This window comes from Ensifer sp. GW101-20A05 (assembly GCF_059424735.1).
In genome coordinates, this window is sequence record NZ_JBWKZT010000010.1 from 86,688 (window position 1) to 101,808 (window position 15,121).

Annotated in this window: 21 protein-coding genes; 6 read left to right on the plus strand and 15 right to left on the minus strand. The window is 61.8% G+C overall.

Features of this window, described 5'->3' with window-relative positions:
• The first annotated feature begins 4 nt into the window (after nt 1-4).
• From AC070A_RS22845 to AC070A_RS22855, 3 genes are all read left to right on the plus strand, one after another.
• Complete coding sequence (locus AC070A_RS22845) at nt 5-1,438, plus strand: NAD(P)(+) transhydrogenase (Re/Si-specific) subunit beta (RefSeq protein ID WP_492384592.1); 1,434 nt, start codon at nt 5-7, stop codon at nt 1,436-1,438.
• A 52-nt stretch (nt 1,439-1,490) separates the two neighbouring features.
• On the plus strand, nt 1,491-2,240 hold the full coding sequence (locus AC070A_RS22850; protein WP_492384593.1) for a sulfite exporter TauE/SafE family protein: 750 nt from the start codon (nt 1,491-1,493) through the stop codon (nt 2,238-2,240).
• 793 nt (nt 2,241-3,033) lie between these two features.
• Entirely contained in the window at nt 3,034-3,363 is a 330-nt protein-coding gene (locus tag AC070A_RS22855; RefSeq protein ID WP_492384594.1) for a helix-turn-helix transcriptional regulator, read from the plus strand.
• On the opposite strand, the gene AC070A_RS22860 is transcribed toward AC070A_RS22855, so the two are convergent.
• The 6 genes from AC070A_RS22860 to AC070A_RS22885 form a co-directional block, all read right to left on the minus strand.
• The gene (locus AC070A_RS22860; protein WP_492384595.1) at nt 3,312-4,277 is read right to left on the minus strand and encodes a hypothetical protein; all 966 of its coding nucleotides are present in this window, start codon (nt 4,275-4,277) and stop codon (nt 3,312-3,314) included. The genes AC070A_RS22855 and AC070A_RS22860 overlap by 52 nt on opposite strands.
• Nucleotides 4,274-5,572, minus strand: a complete 1,299-nt coding sequence (locus AC070A_RS22865; protein WP_494773594.1) for a tyrosine-type recombinase/integrase — start codon at nt 5,570-5,572, stop codon at nt 4,274-4,276. Before AC070A_RS22865 ends, AC070A_RS22860 begins: the two co-directional genes overlap by 4 nt.
• Before the next feature lie 296 nt (nt 5,573-5,868).
• Entirely contained in the window at nt 5,869-6,909 is a 1,041-nt protein-coding gene (locus AC070A_RS22870; protein ID WP_113737820.1) for a tyrosine-type recombinase/integrase, read from the minus strand.
• Complete coding sequence (locus AC070A_RS22875; RefSeq protein WP_162771028.1) at nt 6,881-7,120, minus strand: hypothetical protein; 240 nt, start codon at nt 7,118-7,120, stop codon at nt 6,881-6,883. The genes AC070A_RS22870 and AC070A_RS22875 overlap by 29 nt, the downstream gene beginning before the upstream one ends.
• On the minus strand, nt 7,117-7,656 hold the full coding sequence (locus AC070A_RS22880) for a DUF1643 domain-containing protein (RefSeq protein ID WP_113737794.1): 540 nt from the start codon (nt 7,654-7,656) through the stop codon (nt 7,117-7,119). The genes AC070A_RS22875 and AC070A_RS22880 overlap by 4 nt, the downstream gene beginning before the upstream one ends.
• The gene (locus AC070A_RS22885) at nt 7,653-8,036 is read right to left on the minus strand and encodes an HNH endonuclease (protein WP_113737795.1); all 384 of its coding nucleotides are present in this window, start codon (nt 8,034-8,036) and stop codon (nt 7,653-7,655) included. Before AC070A_RS22885 ends, AC070A_RS22880 begins: the two co-directional genes overlap by 4 nt.
• A 71-nt stretch (nt 8,037-8,107) precedes the next feature.
• On the opposite strand from AC070A_RS22885, the gene AC070A_RS22890 reads away from it, so the two are divergent.
• Nucleotides 8,108-8,401 (plus strand): hypothetical protein, encoded by a 294-nt coding sequence (locus tag AC070A_RS22890; RefSeq protein ID WP_246806035.1) that lies wholly within the window; start codon nt 8,108-8,110, stop codon nt 8,399-8,401.
• Nucleotides 8,402-8,439: 38 nt separating this feature from the next.
• Here the strand turns inward: AC070A_RS22890 and AC070A_RS22895 are convergent, their stop codons facing one another.
• The 9 genes from AC070A_RS22895 to AC070A_RS22935 all read right to left on the minus strand — a co-directional run bounded on the left by AC070A_RS22895 (nt 8,440) and on the right by AC070A_RS22935 (nt 13,732).
• Nucleotides 8,440-8,712 carry a hypothetical protein gene (locus AC070A_RS22895; protein WP_113737799.1) on the minus strand — a complete coding sequence of 91 codons (273 nt, stop codon included), beginning with the start codon at nt 8,710-8,712 and terminating at the stop codon, nt 8,440-8,442.
• Nucleotides 8,709-9,122, minus strand: a complete 414-nt coding sequence (locus AC070A_RS22900) for a recombination protein NinB (protein ID WP_113737801.1) — start codon at nt 9,120-9,122, stop codon at nt 8,709-8,711. Before AC070A_RS22900 ends, AC070A_RS22895 begins: the two co-directional genes overlap by 4 nt.
• A 1-nt stretch (nt 9,123) precedes the next feature.
• Nucleotides 9,124-10,083 carry a recombinase family protein gene (locus AC070A_RS22905; protein WP_113737803.1) on the minus strand — a complete coding sequence of 320 codons (960 nt, stop codon included), beginning with the start codon at nt 10,081-10,083 and terminating at the stop codon, nt 9,124-9,126.
• Nucleotides 10,080-10,325, minus strand: a complete 246-nt coding sequence (locus AC070A_RS22910; protein ID WP_113737804.1) for a primosomal protein N' family DNA-binding protein — start codon at nt 10,323-10,325, stop codon at nt 10,080-10,082. The genes AC070A_RS22905 and AC070A_RS22910 overlap by 4 nt, the downstream gene beginning before the upstream one ends.
• Entirely contained in the window at nt 10,325-11,299 is a 975-nt protein-coding gene (locus AC070A_RS22915; RefSeq protein ID WP_113737805.1) for a hypothetical protein, read from the minus strand. The genes AC070A_RS22910 and AC070A_RS22915 overlap by 1 nt, the downstream gene beginning before the upstream one ends.
• On the minus strand, nt 11,299-11,538 hold the full coding sequence (locus AC070A_RS22920; protein WP_113737806.1) for a hypothetical protein: 240 nt from the start codon (nt 11,536-11,538) through the stop codon (nt 11,299-11,301). The genes AC070A_RS22915 and AC070A_RS22920 overlap by 1 nt, the downstream gene beginning before the upstream one ends.
• Entirely contained in the window at nt 11,535-11,858 is a 324-nt protein-coding gene (locus AC070A_RS22925) for a hypothetical protein (RefSeq protein WP_113737808.1), read from the minus strand. Before AC070A_RS22925 ends, AC070A_RS22920 begins: the two co-directional genes overlap by 4 nt.
• 231 nt (nt 11,859-12,089) lie before the next feature.
• The gene (locus AC070A_RS22930) at nt 12,090-12,323 is read right to left on the minus strand and encodes a hypothetical protein (RefSeq protein ID WP_113737809.1); all 234 of its coding nucleotides are present in this window, start codon (nt 12,321-12,323) and stop codon (nt 12,090-12,092) included.
• Nucleotides 12,324-12,937: 614 nt separating this feature from the next.
• Nucleotides 12,938-13,732 carry a S24 family peptidase gene (locus AC070A_RS22935; RefSeq protein ID WP_255571620.1) on the minus strand — a complete coding sequence of 265 codons (795 nt, stop codon included), beginning with the start codon at nt 13,730-13,732 and terminating at the stop codon, nt 12,938-12,940.
• A gap of 35 nt (nt 13,733-13,767) precedes the next feature.
• Between AC070A_RS22935 and AC070A_RS22940 the strand changes: the two genes are divergently transcribed.
• Together AC070A_RS22940 and AC070A_RS22945 are read left to right on the plus strand one after the other, a co-directional pair.
• Nucleotides 13,768-14,010, plus strand: a complete 243-nt coding sequence (locus AC070A_RS22940; RefSeq protein ID WP_077961669.1) for a hypothetical protein — start codon at nt 13,768-13,770, stop codon at nt 14,008-14,010.
• Nucleotides 14,007-14,939: a DUF2312 domain-containing protein gene (locus tag AC070A_RS22945; RefSeq protein WP_113737814.1), complete on the plus strand. Its 933-nt coding sequence runs from the start codon at nt 14,007-14,009 to the stop codon at nt 14,937-14,939. The genes AC070A_RS22940 and AC070A_RS22945 overlap by 4 nt, the downstream gene beginning before the upstream one ends.
• The last annotated feature ends 182 nt before the right edge of the window (nt 14,940-15,121 follow it).

Genomic DNA, 15,121 nt, shown 5'->3' on the forward strand with positions numbered 1-15,121 from the left:
CACCATGATGATCGGTGTCGTATCGGCCGCCTACATTGCGGCAGCCGTTCTCTTCATCCTCTCGCTCGGCGGTCTCTCGGGCCAGGAAAGCGCCAAGCGCGCCGTCTGGTACGGCATGACCGGCATGGGCCTTGCCATTGTCGCCACGGTCTTCGGACCCGATGTCGGCAACTGGTTCATCATCGCGCTGATGATCGCGGGTGGGGCCGTGCTCGGCCACTTCGTCGCCTCTCGCGTCCAGATGACCGAGATGCCGCAACTCGTTGCGGCACTGCATTCCTTCGTCGGTCTCGCCGCCGTGTTCATCGGCTTCAACGCCCACATCGAAGCGGCAGATGTCGCCGGCCTCGATGCGGCGACCCGTTCCGCACTGACCGGCTTTGCCGCGATCCTCGCGCACAAGGAACCGGTGGAACTGTCGATCATGAAGGTCGAGGTGTTCCTCGGCGTCTTTATCGGCGCGGTCACCTTCACCGGCTCCGTCATCGCCTTCGGCAAGCTTGCCGGCAAGGTCGACGGCAAGGCGAAGAAGCTGCCGGGCGGTCATCTGCTCAACGCCGGTGCGGCCCTTCTTTCGCTCCTGCTACTGGTGCTCTACGTCTATGGTGCCGGCACCTGGACGTTGCTTGCCATGACGCTTGCCGCCTTCTTCATCGGCTACCATCTGATCATGGGCATCGGCGGCGCTGACATGCCGGTGGTGGTGTCGATGCTGAACAGCTATTCCGGCTGGGCGGCCGCCGCCATCGGCTTCACGCTCGGCAACGACCTTCTGATCGTCACCGGCGCGCTCGTCGGCTCGTCCGGCGCGATCCTCTCCTACATCATGTGCAAGGCGATGAACCGCTCCTTCATCTCGGTAATTCTGGGAGGGTTTGGAGCGCAGAGCGGACCCGTCATGGAGATCGTTGGCGAGCAGGTCGCCATCGACGCCGAAGGTGTCGCAGCCGCTCTAACGGACGCCGGCAGCGTCATCATCGTTCCCGGGTACGGCATGGCGGTGGCGCAAGCGCAACAAGCCGTTTCGGAGTTGACGCGGAAATTGCGGGCCGCCGGCAAAAACGTTCGTTTCGCCATTCACCCGGTTGCGGGTCGGCTGCCCGGACATATGAACGTTCTCCTTGCCGAAGCCAAAGTTCCCTACGACATCGTTTTGGAAATGGACGAGATCAACGAGGACTTCCACGAGACCGACGTCGTGATCATCATCGGGTCAAACGACATCGTGAACCCTGCGGCGCAAGAGGACCCGAACAGCCCGATTGCCGGCATGCCGGTCCTCGAAGTCTGGAAAGCCAAGCAGGTGTTCGTCTCCAAGCGAGGGCAGGGTACCGGCTACTCGGGGATCGAAAACCCTCTGTTCTACAAAGAGAACACCCGTATGTTCTATGGAGACGCCAAGAAGAGCATCGATTCACTATTGCCACTTCTTGCGTAGCGGTTGCCAGAGACGCGACGCATTTGCGTCATCCAATTCGAAGAGACCAACCTTGATAGAGCATACCCCCTATATCATCGCGATCGCGGCTCTGTCGTCGTTCATAGTCGGCTTGTCGAAGGGCGGGCTCCCCTCTGTCGGGACCCTGTCAGTTCCGCTTCTCGCGCTAGTCATCTCGCCCGTCACCGCCGCCGCCCTGTTGCTTCCCATCTTCGTCGCCAGCGACATGGTCGGTCTTTATCTCTATCGTCATAGCTACTCCGGGCGGAATCTCGCAATTCTGGCCCCCACGTCGCTTGTCGGCGTCGCGCTCGGTTGGGCTTTTAGCGCGCACTTGTCGAGTGTGTTCATTGGCATGCTGGTAGGGGCGGTCGGTGTCATATTCTGTTTGAACGCATGGTTCGGCGGACGTTACAGGGCACGCGTAAGGCAAGCCGGGGTAGCCTCCGGAACTTTCTGGGGCATCCTTACGGGGCTGACGAGCTTTGTGTCTCACTCTGGCGCGCCGCCATTCCAAATGTACGTGCTGCCGCAGAACCTCGAGAAGATGAAGTTCGCCGGTACGGCGACGATATTGTTTGCCATCGTCAACGCTGCAAAGATCGTCCCCTATTGGGAACTGCAGCAGTTCTCGAGTTTCGACACGAAACTCGTTCTCTGGCTTGCTCCGGCGGCGATAGTCGGGACCGTGGTGGGCAGGCGTCTGACACAGATACTGCCGGATGGCGTTTTCTTCCGGATCATTGAGCTTACCCTTCTCCTCTTATCGATGAAGCTGATCGCGGACTACTTCTGGAGCTAGCCGAATAGCCATGGGCTGACGTGGCTTTCGTGCCCAGGTTGACATCCGTGATCGGTCACCGTGAGATGGGCTGTCTCCCCGTGGATGACCGAAGCCGGCTCCTATTGCCTCCACCTGTCGCGCTTTTGTTCCATGCCGATTGACCACGACCAATCCCGTGCCTTCAGTGGCGTCCGTGTCCCTGCCGCGGGCGGCAGCCAAGCCTCACGCCCCCGTCATGCCGGACCAGTCGCCCCGCCGGCGGCGGCCGCTCACAGAAACGTTTTTCTAACGCCGCCCCTTCGGATCGAAAAGCGACGAGTATGTCGACGTCTACAATTGGTGTTTTGCGGCAGTTGCCGCTCCTTCACCGGTCCTGATTTCAAGAACCTTGTCGCGACCGACCTCGTCCGCAGGCCGCAAGGAGGCCGCGCGCACTGCCGCACGCGCGGAGCCGTTGATCTCCAACGTCGGCAGCCGCGGCATCATATTGTGCTACGCGTTGAAGTCTACAATTCATCTGCGCTTGAAAGAGCGTTCCGTAAACAACATTGCTATATTCTCAAGACATCGCTTTGCAATTCCGCGCGCGGACCCCTTTTTGGGGTCTGTATATATTTAACGTAACAATCTGCGTATTTATTGCGCCGGACAGATATCCGGGAAAAACGCTTATCTATTCTGGCGTTTGTTGACGTTGGAGCCGGAAAGAGCGTGAATTATACGGCAATCGGCGCGACGCGAAGCTCGCGCGGACAAAGGCACACCGGAACCACCGAAAACGGCGGGAAGCCGACGACAGGGAGGTCGCGCCATGGAATTTCCGACCGGATACTACACGCTCAAGCAGGTTTGCAAGTTGCTGACGCTGTCCAGATGGACGATCTACCGGATGCGCAGGAGAGGAGAGTTCGTGGAGGCGGTCGATCTGACCAGCGGGCGGATCGGCTTTCCAATTCCGGAAGTCCACGCCTGGAAGCTGAAGCGCGAGGAGGCGCGCGGCGGCCCCCGCCGACAACGCGGGCTTATCCGCTGCCGTCCCGTGCGACCCTGGAAGCTGAGCCACAAATCGGCGCGCCGCGGTCCGCGCAGTCAGCGCGGACCTGGCCGGGGCGGGACTTCGTCTCCCGGCTGGGGCCCGTAGCGCCCGTCGCGCTCGAGCTTCGCAAGTAGCTCGAGCGCGACGGTTTCGATGGCCGCCACGATCGTTTCGAGCCGCTCTTCGAGCGGGCTCCCGGGCATTTCCACCCATACCCGTGACCACGGCACGCCGAGCAGGGGGCTGTAGGCGGTGAGTTTCAATTTGCCGCGGGGCACCGGCATCTCCTTTTTCCAGGTCGGCCCGAAGCGCTTCTTCCGACTGAACTCTTCCTCCGTGACGAGGTTTCCGTAGCCGACGTAGTGCATGACGACCGTCTCGCCGACCTCGGCGACGGCCAGGCCGATCGGCATCCGGTGCACGAAAGCCACGGTCGGGCGAAGCGGCGACCAAATCCGCGCGCCTCCCGGCGCGGGCTGCTCCTGCCTGGGATCGAGTGCGATGCGGGTGAGTTCGAAAGTGGGCGCGATCATGACACGGTGGCCGAGCCCCTCGAGCGTCTTGAACAGCCGGTCGGCAAAGCGGAGGCACTTCGCCAGGCCGGAGCCGGAGGCCGAGACGTCGACGACCAGCTTTTTCCGGGGCTTGAGGTAGTACCCGTCCGCGCCCGGCTCCGCGTCACGGAAGTACCCCTCGGCGGCGCGGATCAGCGGGTGCTTCGGGTGTTCCTCCGGCGGCCGCTTCGTCGGGGCCTTGCGCGCGGCGGGCGGCGTGTAGGGCCGCGGCGGTCTGGGCGACTTCGTCCAGCTTCCCGGCGTCAGCGGTCCGGCCGGCGGCAGAGGGGGCGGCTCGGGCGCGCGCCCTGCCTCGCGCATGGCCCAGTAACCGCGGTGCGGGCGGGGCACCTCCAGCTTGTGGCAGACGCGGACCAGGTAGCTGTCGGACACGTCCTGCGTGGCGGCCGCCATCTCGCCGGACATGGACCAGACCAGCTCGTAGAGCGCTTCGCGCGTTATCATCGATGCCCCCACGGGGCCGGGGCGGGGGTGCCGGTGGTCAGCGACTCGAGCCATTCGGCCCACAGCGTCAGCGCTTCCGCCGTCTCGTCCAGGTAGCGGTACTGGTCGTAGATGCGTTTCATCCCCTTCTTGCCGTGGCCCTGGATCGTGTCGATGACCGCCTCCGGGACCTTCAACGCGGCCAGATTGGAGCGCACGACCCGCCGGTCGTCGTGCATGACGAACGACGCCATCTCGACGCCGGGCTGGATTTCCGCGAGCTCGGCGGCCACCCTGGCGCGGAACGCGTCCATCGGCTTGCCGCCTACGCTGGCCGGCAACTGGCCGTTGGTGTTGCTGAACACGCAGTCGCCGTGGAATTCGGGCTGGTTGTCCCGGATTTCCCGCAGCAGCCGGATCATCAGGCCGGAGAGCGGTACGAGGTGTTCCGTGCCGGCCTTGAAGCGGTCCTTCGGCACGGTCCACAGCTTTTCCGCCCAGTCGATCTCGGACCAGCGCATGCCGGTGAGCTCCGCTTTCCGCACGCCGGTCAGCAGCAGCGCCTTGAAGAATGGGCCATAGGGATAGGGAGTTCGGTCTGCCGCCCTCCAATACGCCAGCACTTCGTTCTTGTGCAGGACGCGCTGCCTGACGACGTTTTCAAGGCCGAGCACGCCGGCCTTGAGGTCGCGGATGGGGTTGCCCGGGCTCAAACCGTAGGCGCGGCGTCGCTCCGGCTCCATCAGCCAACTGAAGAACGTCTTGAACCGGCGGAACGTGGTGTGCGCCACCGCGGGGGCGGGACGGTCGCGGATCGCCTTGACCAGGCTGGAGACGTGGTAGTCCTCGACCTGAGATATCGGTATCCCGAGGCACGGGTTCCTGTCGGGGTCGAGGATGTCGCGCCGTATCGCCTCGATGTCCTGCGGAACATGCTTGTTTCTGACCCGGGACGGCAGTTCGGCGATGTAGTCCTCCATCACCGACGCGAACGTGTGCCGGCGCGCCAGTTCCGCTTCCTCCTCCAGCCGTTCCTCCTCCTCCCACGGGTCGAGGCCGCGTTTGATCAGGGCGTTCCACTGCGCAGCGATGGCCCGCGCCGCGTCGAGCGACATTGGCCCGTAGACGCCGATGCCGCGGCGGGTGGAGTTTTTGCTGCGCCCGAACCGGGCGAGCAGCACGAACGTCTTCTGCCGCGCGCCGACGCGGACGAACAGGTTGGGCGTGTCCCCGTCGGGGACGTCGTAGCGCTTTCCGGCGCGTGCCGGCGGGAGGTTGTCGATGTGTTTCTCTGTCAGTGCGTGCGGTCGGGACATGGTCGTGCTCCTTTTGGTCGGACAGCGCGCTGGGCAGCGGGAGCGGCGGCAAACGCGGTGCCGGTGTGCCCGAAGGAAAGCACCGCCACCGGGGTAAGTCGATGACAACGTTGGGTTCGACACCAAGTGCACCAGTCTGCACCAATGCGCACCGACTCCGACATTCGCCTTCTAAGCAGGTTGTCGCAGGTTCGAATCCTGCAGGGGTCGCCAAAAAATTCAAGCACTTAGCGGGTGTTTTTGAGGTTCTACTAGACCCCGTTTACAGCTTTCCCATAGCCGTTTACAGCATTCATTCACGTGATGTTCTTTTCCATCCGCAGAATGACCGCATCGCTGGTCTGCTGATCCGTCGCCAGATAGTGCTTCTCAAGCACTCTTCCTACCTCTGCAATCGAGTGCCCAGTGATCGACGCGATCTGTTCTGTCGTCGATCCTTCCCGCCGCCGTTCGGTGATGAACGTGCCGCGCAGGTCGTGAAACGTCACGCCCTCAATCTGGACACCATCGCTCTCCTTGTTCAGCCTGGCACACTCTTTCGCCCATGACGTTTTGAAGCCGTCCTTCGTCCATGGCCGGCCGCGAGAGTTGTTCATGATTCGCATCTTGTCCTTCGGCAGGGCGTCGATCATGGCTTTGAGCTTGCTGTGAACTTTCACGCGAACTCTCTTTTTCGTCTTCCCTTGCTGAAACGACAGGTGCGTGCCGTCGTATTGCTTCCATGTGAGGGATAGAAGATCACCTTGACGTTGCCCGGTGTGGATCGCCATTTCGAAGGCAAGGAGCATATGAGCCTTGGCCTTGGCCCGGAACAGCGCGATCAGTTCCGGCGTCCAGACGCTTTCCTTGCGAGATCCCGTGTAAAGCCGGTTGATTCCGGTGCATGGGTTCTTCTCGATCGTCTCTTCGTCAATCCCGAAGGTGAAGACCCGGGAGAGGGAGAATAGCATCTGGTCGGCTTTCCGCGGGTTGGCGGAAAAGGTGTGATGCCATTTGCGGATCATCGCCTTCATGCCGCGCTGCTGTGTGAGCTTCAGCGGCAGCTTCGGCCATTCCTTGCGGATTTCCTTGAACGAATGCTTGTGGGCGTCCTGGGTCTTCTCTGCCAGCGCGGAGAATGCAGGGCTCTTTTGGAAGGTGTCTATTAGGTCGTCGAGCGTCTTCACCTCTGCAGGGGCGCTCTCGGCGCGGTGCTTCAGTAGCTCTGCAGCGAATGATTCGGTGTTCGGTTCGGCCTCCATCTTCGGACCGCCGCGCCAGGCGTAGTAGTGGACGCGGACCTCTCCGCTCGCCAGCCGGCGCTTGACCTTATGAATTCCTTTGAGCTTCACGAGCACGTTCTCGATCTCTCCACGCCTGCCAATCCGCCAATGATGTGAAGTCATCAGGTTTCAGGTCAACCGTAGCAGGCTTGGAGGTATCTTGGATATCTGGTGAAACGCCGACGCGTTGGCCGTTGACCTCGATCCAAACCGTGACGCCCTTCGACTTGGCGACGTCGGCCATTCGCTTCAGGTCGGCCGCCTTGATTGCTGCTCTGGCCGTCATTCCTCGCCTCCTTGAGTATGGCGTTGGCGGGGCGCGCTCCACGGAACAAGAGGTGTAGCGTAGGCCAGCATCAAGGGATGGCGCGGCTGCCCGTCTAGCGCGATGCCCCAGCACATGGGCCGGGCTCCGGCCTTGGCCAGAACATCCGCGACAGCGAGCCAGCGATTGCGCAACGGCTTCGGAAGCTTCGAGAGCGGGCCCCACGCCACGATATGGATATCGGCGTCGGTTACGGCTTGTGCGATATAGGCATCATTCTCCGGGCCCACTGGGTCAGTAGCCGATCGAAGCGCTTTCACGTCCTTGTCTACGAAGGCGTACTTGTTCCAGACTTTGACCTTGCTGGCTCCTAGGCGGACGGCGAAGCCATCGACTTTGGTCATGGTCGAATCGTTGTTCTCGTCGTCGGCATTGGACGGGTTGACCATCCCGAGCGATATGACTGGGCCGCTGCCACCGAAGTCATGTTCAAGAAGGTAGCGATACAGGCCGCATTCGGAGAAAACCGCGCGCCTTGTCATGAGAAGGTCGCTCATCGAATGATTTCTCCCGTTCTGCGGTCAACGACCGTTCCATCCATGCAGCGCTTGAACCGCGGGTGGGACAGGCTGGATTTGGGTTTGGCGATGCCAAGGTGCTTCTTGCGGGTGCGGGCGATCTTGGATTTGACCTTCATCTCGACTGCCGTCTTTCGACGGTGCGGCTCTTTTTTGGCCGGAAAAAGATTGGTCTCGCGATGCTCGCCGCCGAGGATCAAGGCGACCTTGTGGTCTAGATCCCACTCGTCGCGCACAGGATCGATCTTCTCGCCGGTCAGGTGGCAGATGCCGCCCTCGCGGTCGAAGACGCGCTGGCGGACGCGGTCGGGCACCTTCTGGTCATCGTGTTTGGCAATCCATTCGGGGACGCTGCGCATCAGACAGCCTCCCCAAGCGGAACTTTACCGACGCCAGCCGGTTCACCTGGCAACCGGAAAGGAGCCAGATGATGAGCGAACCGAAACACGAAAATGCCACCGACGAACCGATGCCCGCACCCATCGAGAGGCCACGGCCGCCGGAAATGGATTTCGAACCGATTCCGTCTCCAGACTTGTCCGGAGCAGATGCCGACGAACGGCAGGCCGATCAGGGCCGGGTGCCGCCCGTTCCAAGCCGCGATGAAGCCAATATGGAACCGGATGAGGCCCTGCCGGAGGACACCGAAGAGGAGATCCTCGACGACGACCCGGGACGCGAAAAGACCCGCTTCGACGAAGAGGTGCCGAAAAGCAGCCGATAGGCGGTTTGCGGGACCGGAGAAGTGCATATGTCGGTCCGTCATGCTGCACCTGCCTTTGCCTTGGCGATCATGCGCTCAAGTGGTGACAGGTGATCCTCGACGGCCTTCGCCTTGAGCGGCGGTAGGCCGAACTTTTCGAGATACTTGCGCGAGTGCTTCGCCCAGACCTTCTTGCCCCAGCTCGTTTGGGCGAACAGACCAGGCCGAGCGGCGCGCAATGCCTTTTTGCGCGTGGCTAGATCAGCGTCAGGCGCAAGATTGCGGTGAACCTCGCCGATGACGTGAGAGGCGGTTTTCTGCCAATCGATCATGCTGCTGCCTTCGCTTTCGGTTCAGACCAAATCACGTGGTGACGGGCTCCAAAGGCGAAGATGATCTCGATCAGATCGGTCATCTCTTCCTTGGAGAGGTCAGATGAGGAGGTGCCTAGTGGGACAAAGCCGGTCCCGTCGGTATTCGGCACAAGGCGAAGCTGGTCATGTTTCTCGCGGCGCAACGCGTCCAACATGACGAGCTTCCAGTCCTCGGGGGTGAGTTGCTGGCCGTGCCAGGCAAGCTGCAGCGACAGGTCGGTGAGCATCGCCCACATGCGATCGTTCTGCGGCGTCGTGCGCTTCGGTCCCTTGAACTCGACGCGCGTGTCGACTGGCGCGCGCATGATCCAGTCGATCGCCTTGCGGCGGAACGTTTCGTTCGCCAAAACCAGAAGCGCGCGGCCCATGTCAGCCTCCGTTCAACGGTGCGAGTTGAGCGAGACGACGATCGCGGATAGCGAAGGCCGTATCGATCATGTCGGCGTGGCCGTTCGTTTCGAGCACGGCCGGCGCGTCGAAGTCGTTCCAGATCTCGGCGACGTCGGTTTCATCCTTGGCGCCGGCGAGACCAGTCTCGATCTGCTCGAGGAAGTCACCGAGGTTGAATTCTTGCTCCGTCGGCTCGGTGACCGGAGCGGTTTCGACCGTTTCGGTGGCCTTGGCTGGCGGGGCAGGAGGTGCCGGAGGCTTCGGCGGAAGTGCCGGCTTCTCTGGCGTGATGTCGCGCATCGTCTCGACTTCGTCGATCTCGCGGACCTCGAACTCGTCGCGGATACCGCCAAGGGCGTCACCGAAGAGTTCGCGCAGGCAGTAGCCGGCGGCGCGCCAGGCAAGCATGCGCTGCGGAAAACGAGCCCAAGGCGTATCGTTGGGGACGTCCTTCCAGACTTGCTGGTTGTTCTCCCAGACCTTCCGCCGAACCGTCGGGCTCGACGGCCAAAGGCCAGCGCGAACGGCGTCATCCTGGCTGAACTCGACGCGCTTATCTTCTCCGGTGTCGAGACGCTTGGCCTCGCAGAAGCCAACCATCTTGCCATTGCGATCTTCGCAGCCGGTGCGCAGATACGCGACCTTGCCCGACATGCGGACGACGTTGATCAGGCCGTCGCCGTAAAGCGCCGGCTTGCCGTTGATCACCGTGAAACTGCGAAGGCTCACCATCGGCTTCAGGCCAAGCTCAGCGCCGGACATGATAGCGACGGCGACCGCCGCCGCTGCATCATCGCCCTCAAGCTTGCCGATCAGCGCCGCCGGAGCGAGGCCAGAGGCGACCACCGCTCGCGAGATCCGCATGGTCTCTTCGAAGGTCTGAGGCACGATGGCGAGGACATTGCCGCCGCCAGTCAGAGTTGGGACATGACTGTTCATGCCTTCTCTCCTTCGACTTCCGGCTCGACGACGCGGACGATCTTCTTCTGGGCCATTTCGGATTCGGCCTCGATCGCCATGACCTCGACGGTGGTTTCGCCGCGGGCCGTTTCGACGATGACCTTGTCGCCGACGTTGACGACGAGGCCTTCGGGGATGAAGTAGTCGTAGGTCTTCTCGTCCTTCTGCCATTTGAACTTCACGGCGGCGACGGCGGGCGAAATGGTGGTTGCGTCTGTCATCAGGCGGCCCTCTGCTCTTCGAAGCGCTCAACACCGTCGAGCTCGACGCCGGCGCGGATCGCGCGGTTGGCGAGCGTCTCGACGAGCGCTTTCATTTCGGGATGGTTGCTCAAGGCCTTGATGGCCTTGTCGTAGTCGACGATGCGAGCCGAGACGAAGGTCCGGAGCGAGACGCTCGCGCCGGTGCGGCCAGCCTTGGCGTTCTTCGGCTGCGCTGCGTGTTCCTGCCTCGCGGCTTCCTGCTGCAAGCGCTCTGCCTCGGCTTGCGCTGCGGTGTCGCTCACGTCTGCCTGGGCGGCGAGTGCTTCAGCCTCGCGACGCTTCCGTTCGGCTTCGTCGCGCTCGCGCTGCTGGCGCTCGTATTCAAGGCGCTGCTGCTCCTGCAGGAACGGCGTGACGTGCGCCTTCAGCTTCTTGGCGAGCGCGTCCGGATCTTCCTTGAGAGAGCGCCACTTGTTGTCGACCGAGCGTCCGGCGTCGAGGTGCGGTTGCTTCTCGACCTTGTGCAGGTTCTCGGCCTTCGTCTTGATGGCGGTGAGCCGCTTCGACCAGATCGCAGCCTTATCGGCTTGGTCCTGGGTCGTGATCGGCGTCTTCATGAACGCCTCGGCTTGCTCTTTCTCGGACAGAAATTCCAGCTTCAGTGCTTCGAACGGGTCGGCCGGCAGATTGTGGCCTGCGGCAGGTGCCGGCGGCTCGTCGTCCCAACCGGCGCCCTCGATGGCCTTCTGATAGGCCTCGTAGCTGACAGGGTGCGTGCGGCAGAAGTTCCAAGCCTCGCCAGCGTCGACCATGCGCTCGCCGCGCATCGCCAGCCAGGCGCCACCGTCGAGCCAGATTGCCACCGGTTCCCACTGGCCGCCCTTGAAGCGCGTACGGTAATAGCCCTGCTGGGGCTCGCCTTCGTGCATCGGGCCGACGTTGCCCGCCAGCGCGTTCTGCCACCAAGTCCAAATGCTTGTTTCTGCGGTCATTAGACGGTCCTCTCGGCTACGATTTTGCGGTGGATCTCCTCGGTGTTCGCAAAGCCGATCGCCATGAAGGCGAGGAGGGCGGCGAGGAGGATGATGAAGGTGGCGACGCCATAGGTGGCGCGGTTGAACTCTGCGAGCCCGTCCAGGTCGATGTTGCGGGCCGGCGGCAGCTGGCAGTGACCGCACTCGCAGTACCGATCAGCTTGCGAGCACGCGTATTGGATAGGGCGGCCGCTCATAGCCCGTCCCTCATCTCGCGACGGCGCTCGGCGGCGTCCTCGGCTGCCATGGCATCCTTGTCGGCCGCATCTTCGAGAAGGTGGTTCTTGAAGCCGTCGCTCTCGTAGATTTCGTGCTCAACCCAGCTGGGGAGAGGGAGCTCTAGAGATTCCAGCATCGCGCGGATCTGCTCGACCTCGACCGACCGCGGCTCCTCGGGCTGAGTGAGTGTCGCGGCGCGGTAACGGCTGATCGAGTATTCGACTTCAAGGTCCAACTCGATATCGAGGCCGGCGACTTGGATCAGGAGCGGGGTTTTGGTGTGATACTTCGTGCTCATGCCAGCGCCGCTCCGATAACGGGCGCGAACTCGCGAGCGAGGCGGCCACGGTTCTCGTATTCGCGCTGATCGACGTAAAAGCCTTCGCCGAAGCCGGAGGCGCGCAAGATCGACAGAGCATCGAGGATGGCTCGGTTATAGGCTTCGCCTCCGGGTCGGTGTCTCCACCTCCGAGGGCTTCAATCTCGCGGTACAGTTCGTGCAGCTTCACGCGGCGGGGCTCGAAGGACATTACGCGGCCTCCTTCTCGATCGAGGGCGTTGCGGTGAAATCGGGGAAATCGGAGAGGCGCTGATAGGTCTCGACCGAGCAGCCGCGGCATTCCGGGTTCGTGGCCAACTCTTCGTTGGCCTCGTCTTCGTCCCAGAACTCGACTGCATCGGCGTCGTCGTAGGAGAAAAGGCCCTCAGCGGTCAGGAACCGGCCAACCTCGTCGGTGATGCTGTATCGGGTGACCATCGCCATTTGCTTCGTCCTCTCTCAGCGCCTTGCTGATGAAGAGATATTCGCGACAATCGCAAAATAAGTCAACAGGGAATTTTGCGACAGACGCAAAATCGCAAAATCGCGAAATTGGACGCAATAAAAAACCCGCCGGTTTGGGGCGGGTTCTTCAGGTCGTCTTTGACCGTCTGGTTAGGCGCAGGCCTTCACCTCAGCCGTATCGAGTCGGTAGCTTTCATTTCCACCGCACATCTGGGGCCGCCGACAGGTCGATCTGCCACCTGTTGTGGCAAGCGAATTATTTCTGAAAATCGACTCGACTCTCGGCTGCATTCCTGCTGTTTTGATGAGAACAAAAACGGAACATTGCAGGAGAGAGAAATGATGCGTAACGCTCCCGTAGATCACCCCGACGCCTTGCGGCTCGTCGTTGAACTAGCGAGCGTATATGTAGCTTGCGATGATTGCGGGCACTCCCGCATCCTTCGCCTCGATAACCTGACGAAGGTGGCAGAACTGGGCGTTCACAACTACATGCAGCTGTGCCGGAAGATCCGTTGCAGTGAATGCCCGAAGAAGCCGCCGGCCTTTAGAAACCTGACCATTCGCCCGACTTGGCGGTGCGATGAGGTGCTTCAGAGCATCGCGTGAAACACGACTTTGTGGACGCTAAAAACTTTGTCTGCGGGGAACTCGAGTTCGTGCTGTTCGCCTTCGCCCGGGTTGTACTGGTAAAGGCGTACGAGGTCGGTAGAGCGTGACTCGTAGCGCTTGAGGTAGCTGTAAACCTCGTCGTCTTCGACCACCTGCACAACCACATCGTCGCCTTGCCGCACTTTGAGATGCGGGTTCACCCAGGCTGTTTCGCCGTGGAAGAAGCGCGGCTCACCGGAGCGGCCGTCCACCTGCACCGCATAGGCGCCTTCGACGCCCTCAAGCCCGGGCGGGCAAAACACCTGGGCGATATCCTGCCCATTCATGATGAAGCGGCCATTCTTGCCGGCAGAGATGTGGCCCCGCAGCGGTATCGAGGTATCGCCGGGGAACGACTGCCAGCGAGGCGGGAAGCTCGCGTTCGGCTTCGGCATAGGCCGAGCGACCGGCGCGTTAGGCGAGGAGCCTTGCAGCCAGTTAGTCATCTGCTCGAAGCCAGGCGGTAGCTCCCCGAAGAACTTCGCCATTGCCTCGATCTCCTGCAGGGAGATCTGGCGGCGCTTCTTCGGATCGTCGCTATGCAGTTCCTTCGATCGCGTGATCTTGTCGTTGGACATGCCGGTTGCTTCGGCGAGCTTTGAAGCTACACCGCGAGCCGCGACTTTCTCCGCAAGCCATTGTTTCAGTTCATATTGTGGGTCACTCATGCGGCGATCCTCGCGGATTCCGCGAAAAACTCCATCGCGAATATCGCAAAATAATTGTTGCGACCCCATTGACTTCTTGTCGCGACAATCGCAAATTTCGCGACATGAGCGAAAAACATCTCGACCCCGCAAAATCCATCATCGGAAAGATCGGCATCGAAAAGGTGGCCGAGGTCACCGGTAAGCACGTCTCCCGGGTGTACCGCTGGATGTACCCGAAAGAGAAGGGTGGCACCGGTGGGCTAATCCCCCAGACCGACGCCCCAGCGATCCTGGCATACGCCAAGTCGAAGAGGATCCCGCTCAAGGAAAAAGACTTCTTCCCGGTACGGGAGGGCGCCCAATGAGCGCCGAAGGTCAGATCAAGGCATTCATCGACCGCATCCTCCGCCTCAAGGAAGAGCAGGACGTTATCGGCGACGACATCCGCGACATCTACGCGGAAGCCAAGGGCATGGGCTTCGACAAGACCGCAATGGGCAACGTCGTCGCTCATCTGCGCAAAGTCGCGAAGAAGGGTTCCGAGACGGTCGCCGAGCAGGGCGCCATCTTCGACATCTATCTCGCCGCTTACGAGGGTCATCCGCCTGCGCCCGCCCGCGTACGAGAAAACATTGAACAATTTGACCCGCTGACCGGCGAGTTCCTCGACGACAACCTTGACCCGAAGCTGGTCCAGACCATCGCCATGGGCGTCCAGACCGAGATCGGTCGCAAGGTCTTGACCGCAGCTGTCGACGTCATGATCGAGCAGGAAGAGGCGGAAGAAGAGACGCACCAGAGGCCCTCGACCAACGATGAGCCATCCCCAGAGGCAGGTCCGCAAGCCGAAGCCTCTCCTGCCGGGACTGGAACCGGGACGCTTGCGGATCGTGAGGGCCGCCATGACGGGGAGGTGGCTTCGGTCGACCTCCCCACCAATTCCGCAATCGCCTCGGCCTCTCAAGGCGAAGCCGAGGTCCCCAGCGCTGAGGCAGAACCTGGCGCCAAAGAAGGAGGCGAAAATGTAGATCGCAGCGCGAAGCGCGCAGGTCTCGAAGGAGGCCCCGTCAACCTTGAACCCTCTGGCCCGGAGGCTGAACGGGCAACCTCTTTCACCGCCAAGCCACCGTCCCCGTTGAGGCCGCATTGCCGGCAGCCGGAGGCATGCGGCGGCTATGGCCGGAACCACTGCCACACATGCGCGAAAGCGATGCGCGAACGCGAACCAGCGGAGAGGAACTTGCATGAGGAAGATTTCATCCGGCCTCGACGAGATGGTTCAGCGCTTCATTGAGGGCGAGGTCAGAGGCATTCGCTCCGGTCCAAACAGGTTCAAGGCCGCCGAGAGCCAGCAGCCTGAAGATCAAACCGAGAAGAGGGCTGCCTGATGTTCGTTGCTGCTGCGCTCGTCGCGACTGTCGTCGCCGCAATGCTGCTCCTCGGCGGTGTCGCTCTCTTTTCCGAACTCGAATTTCG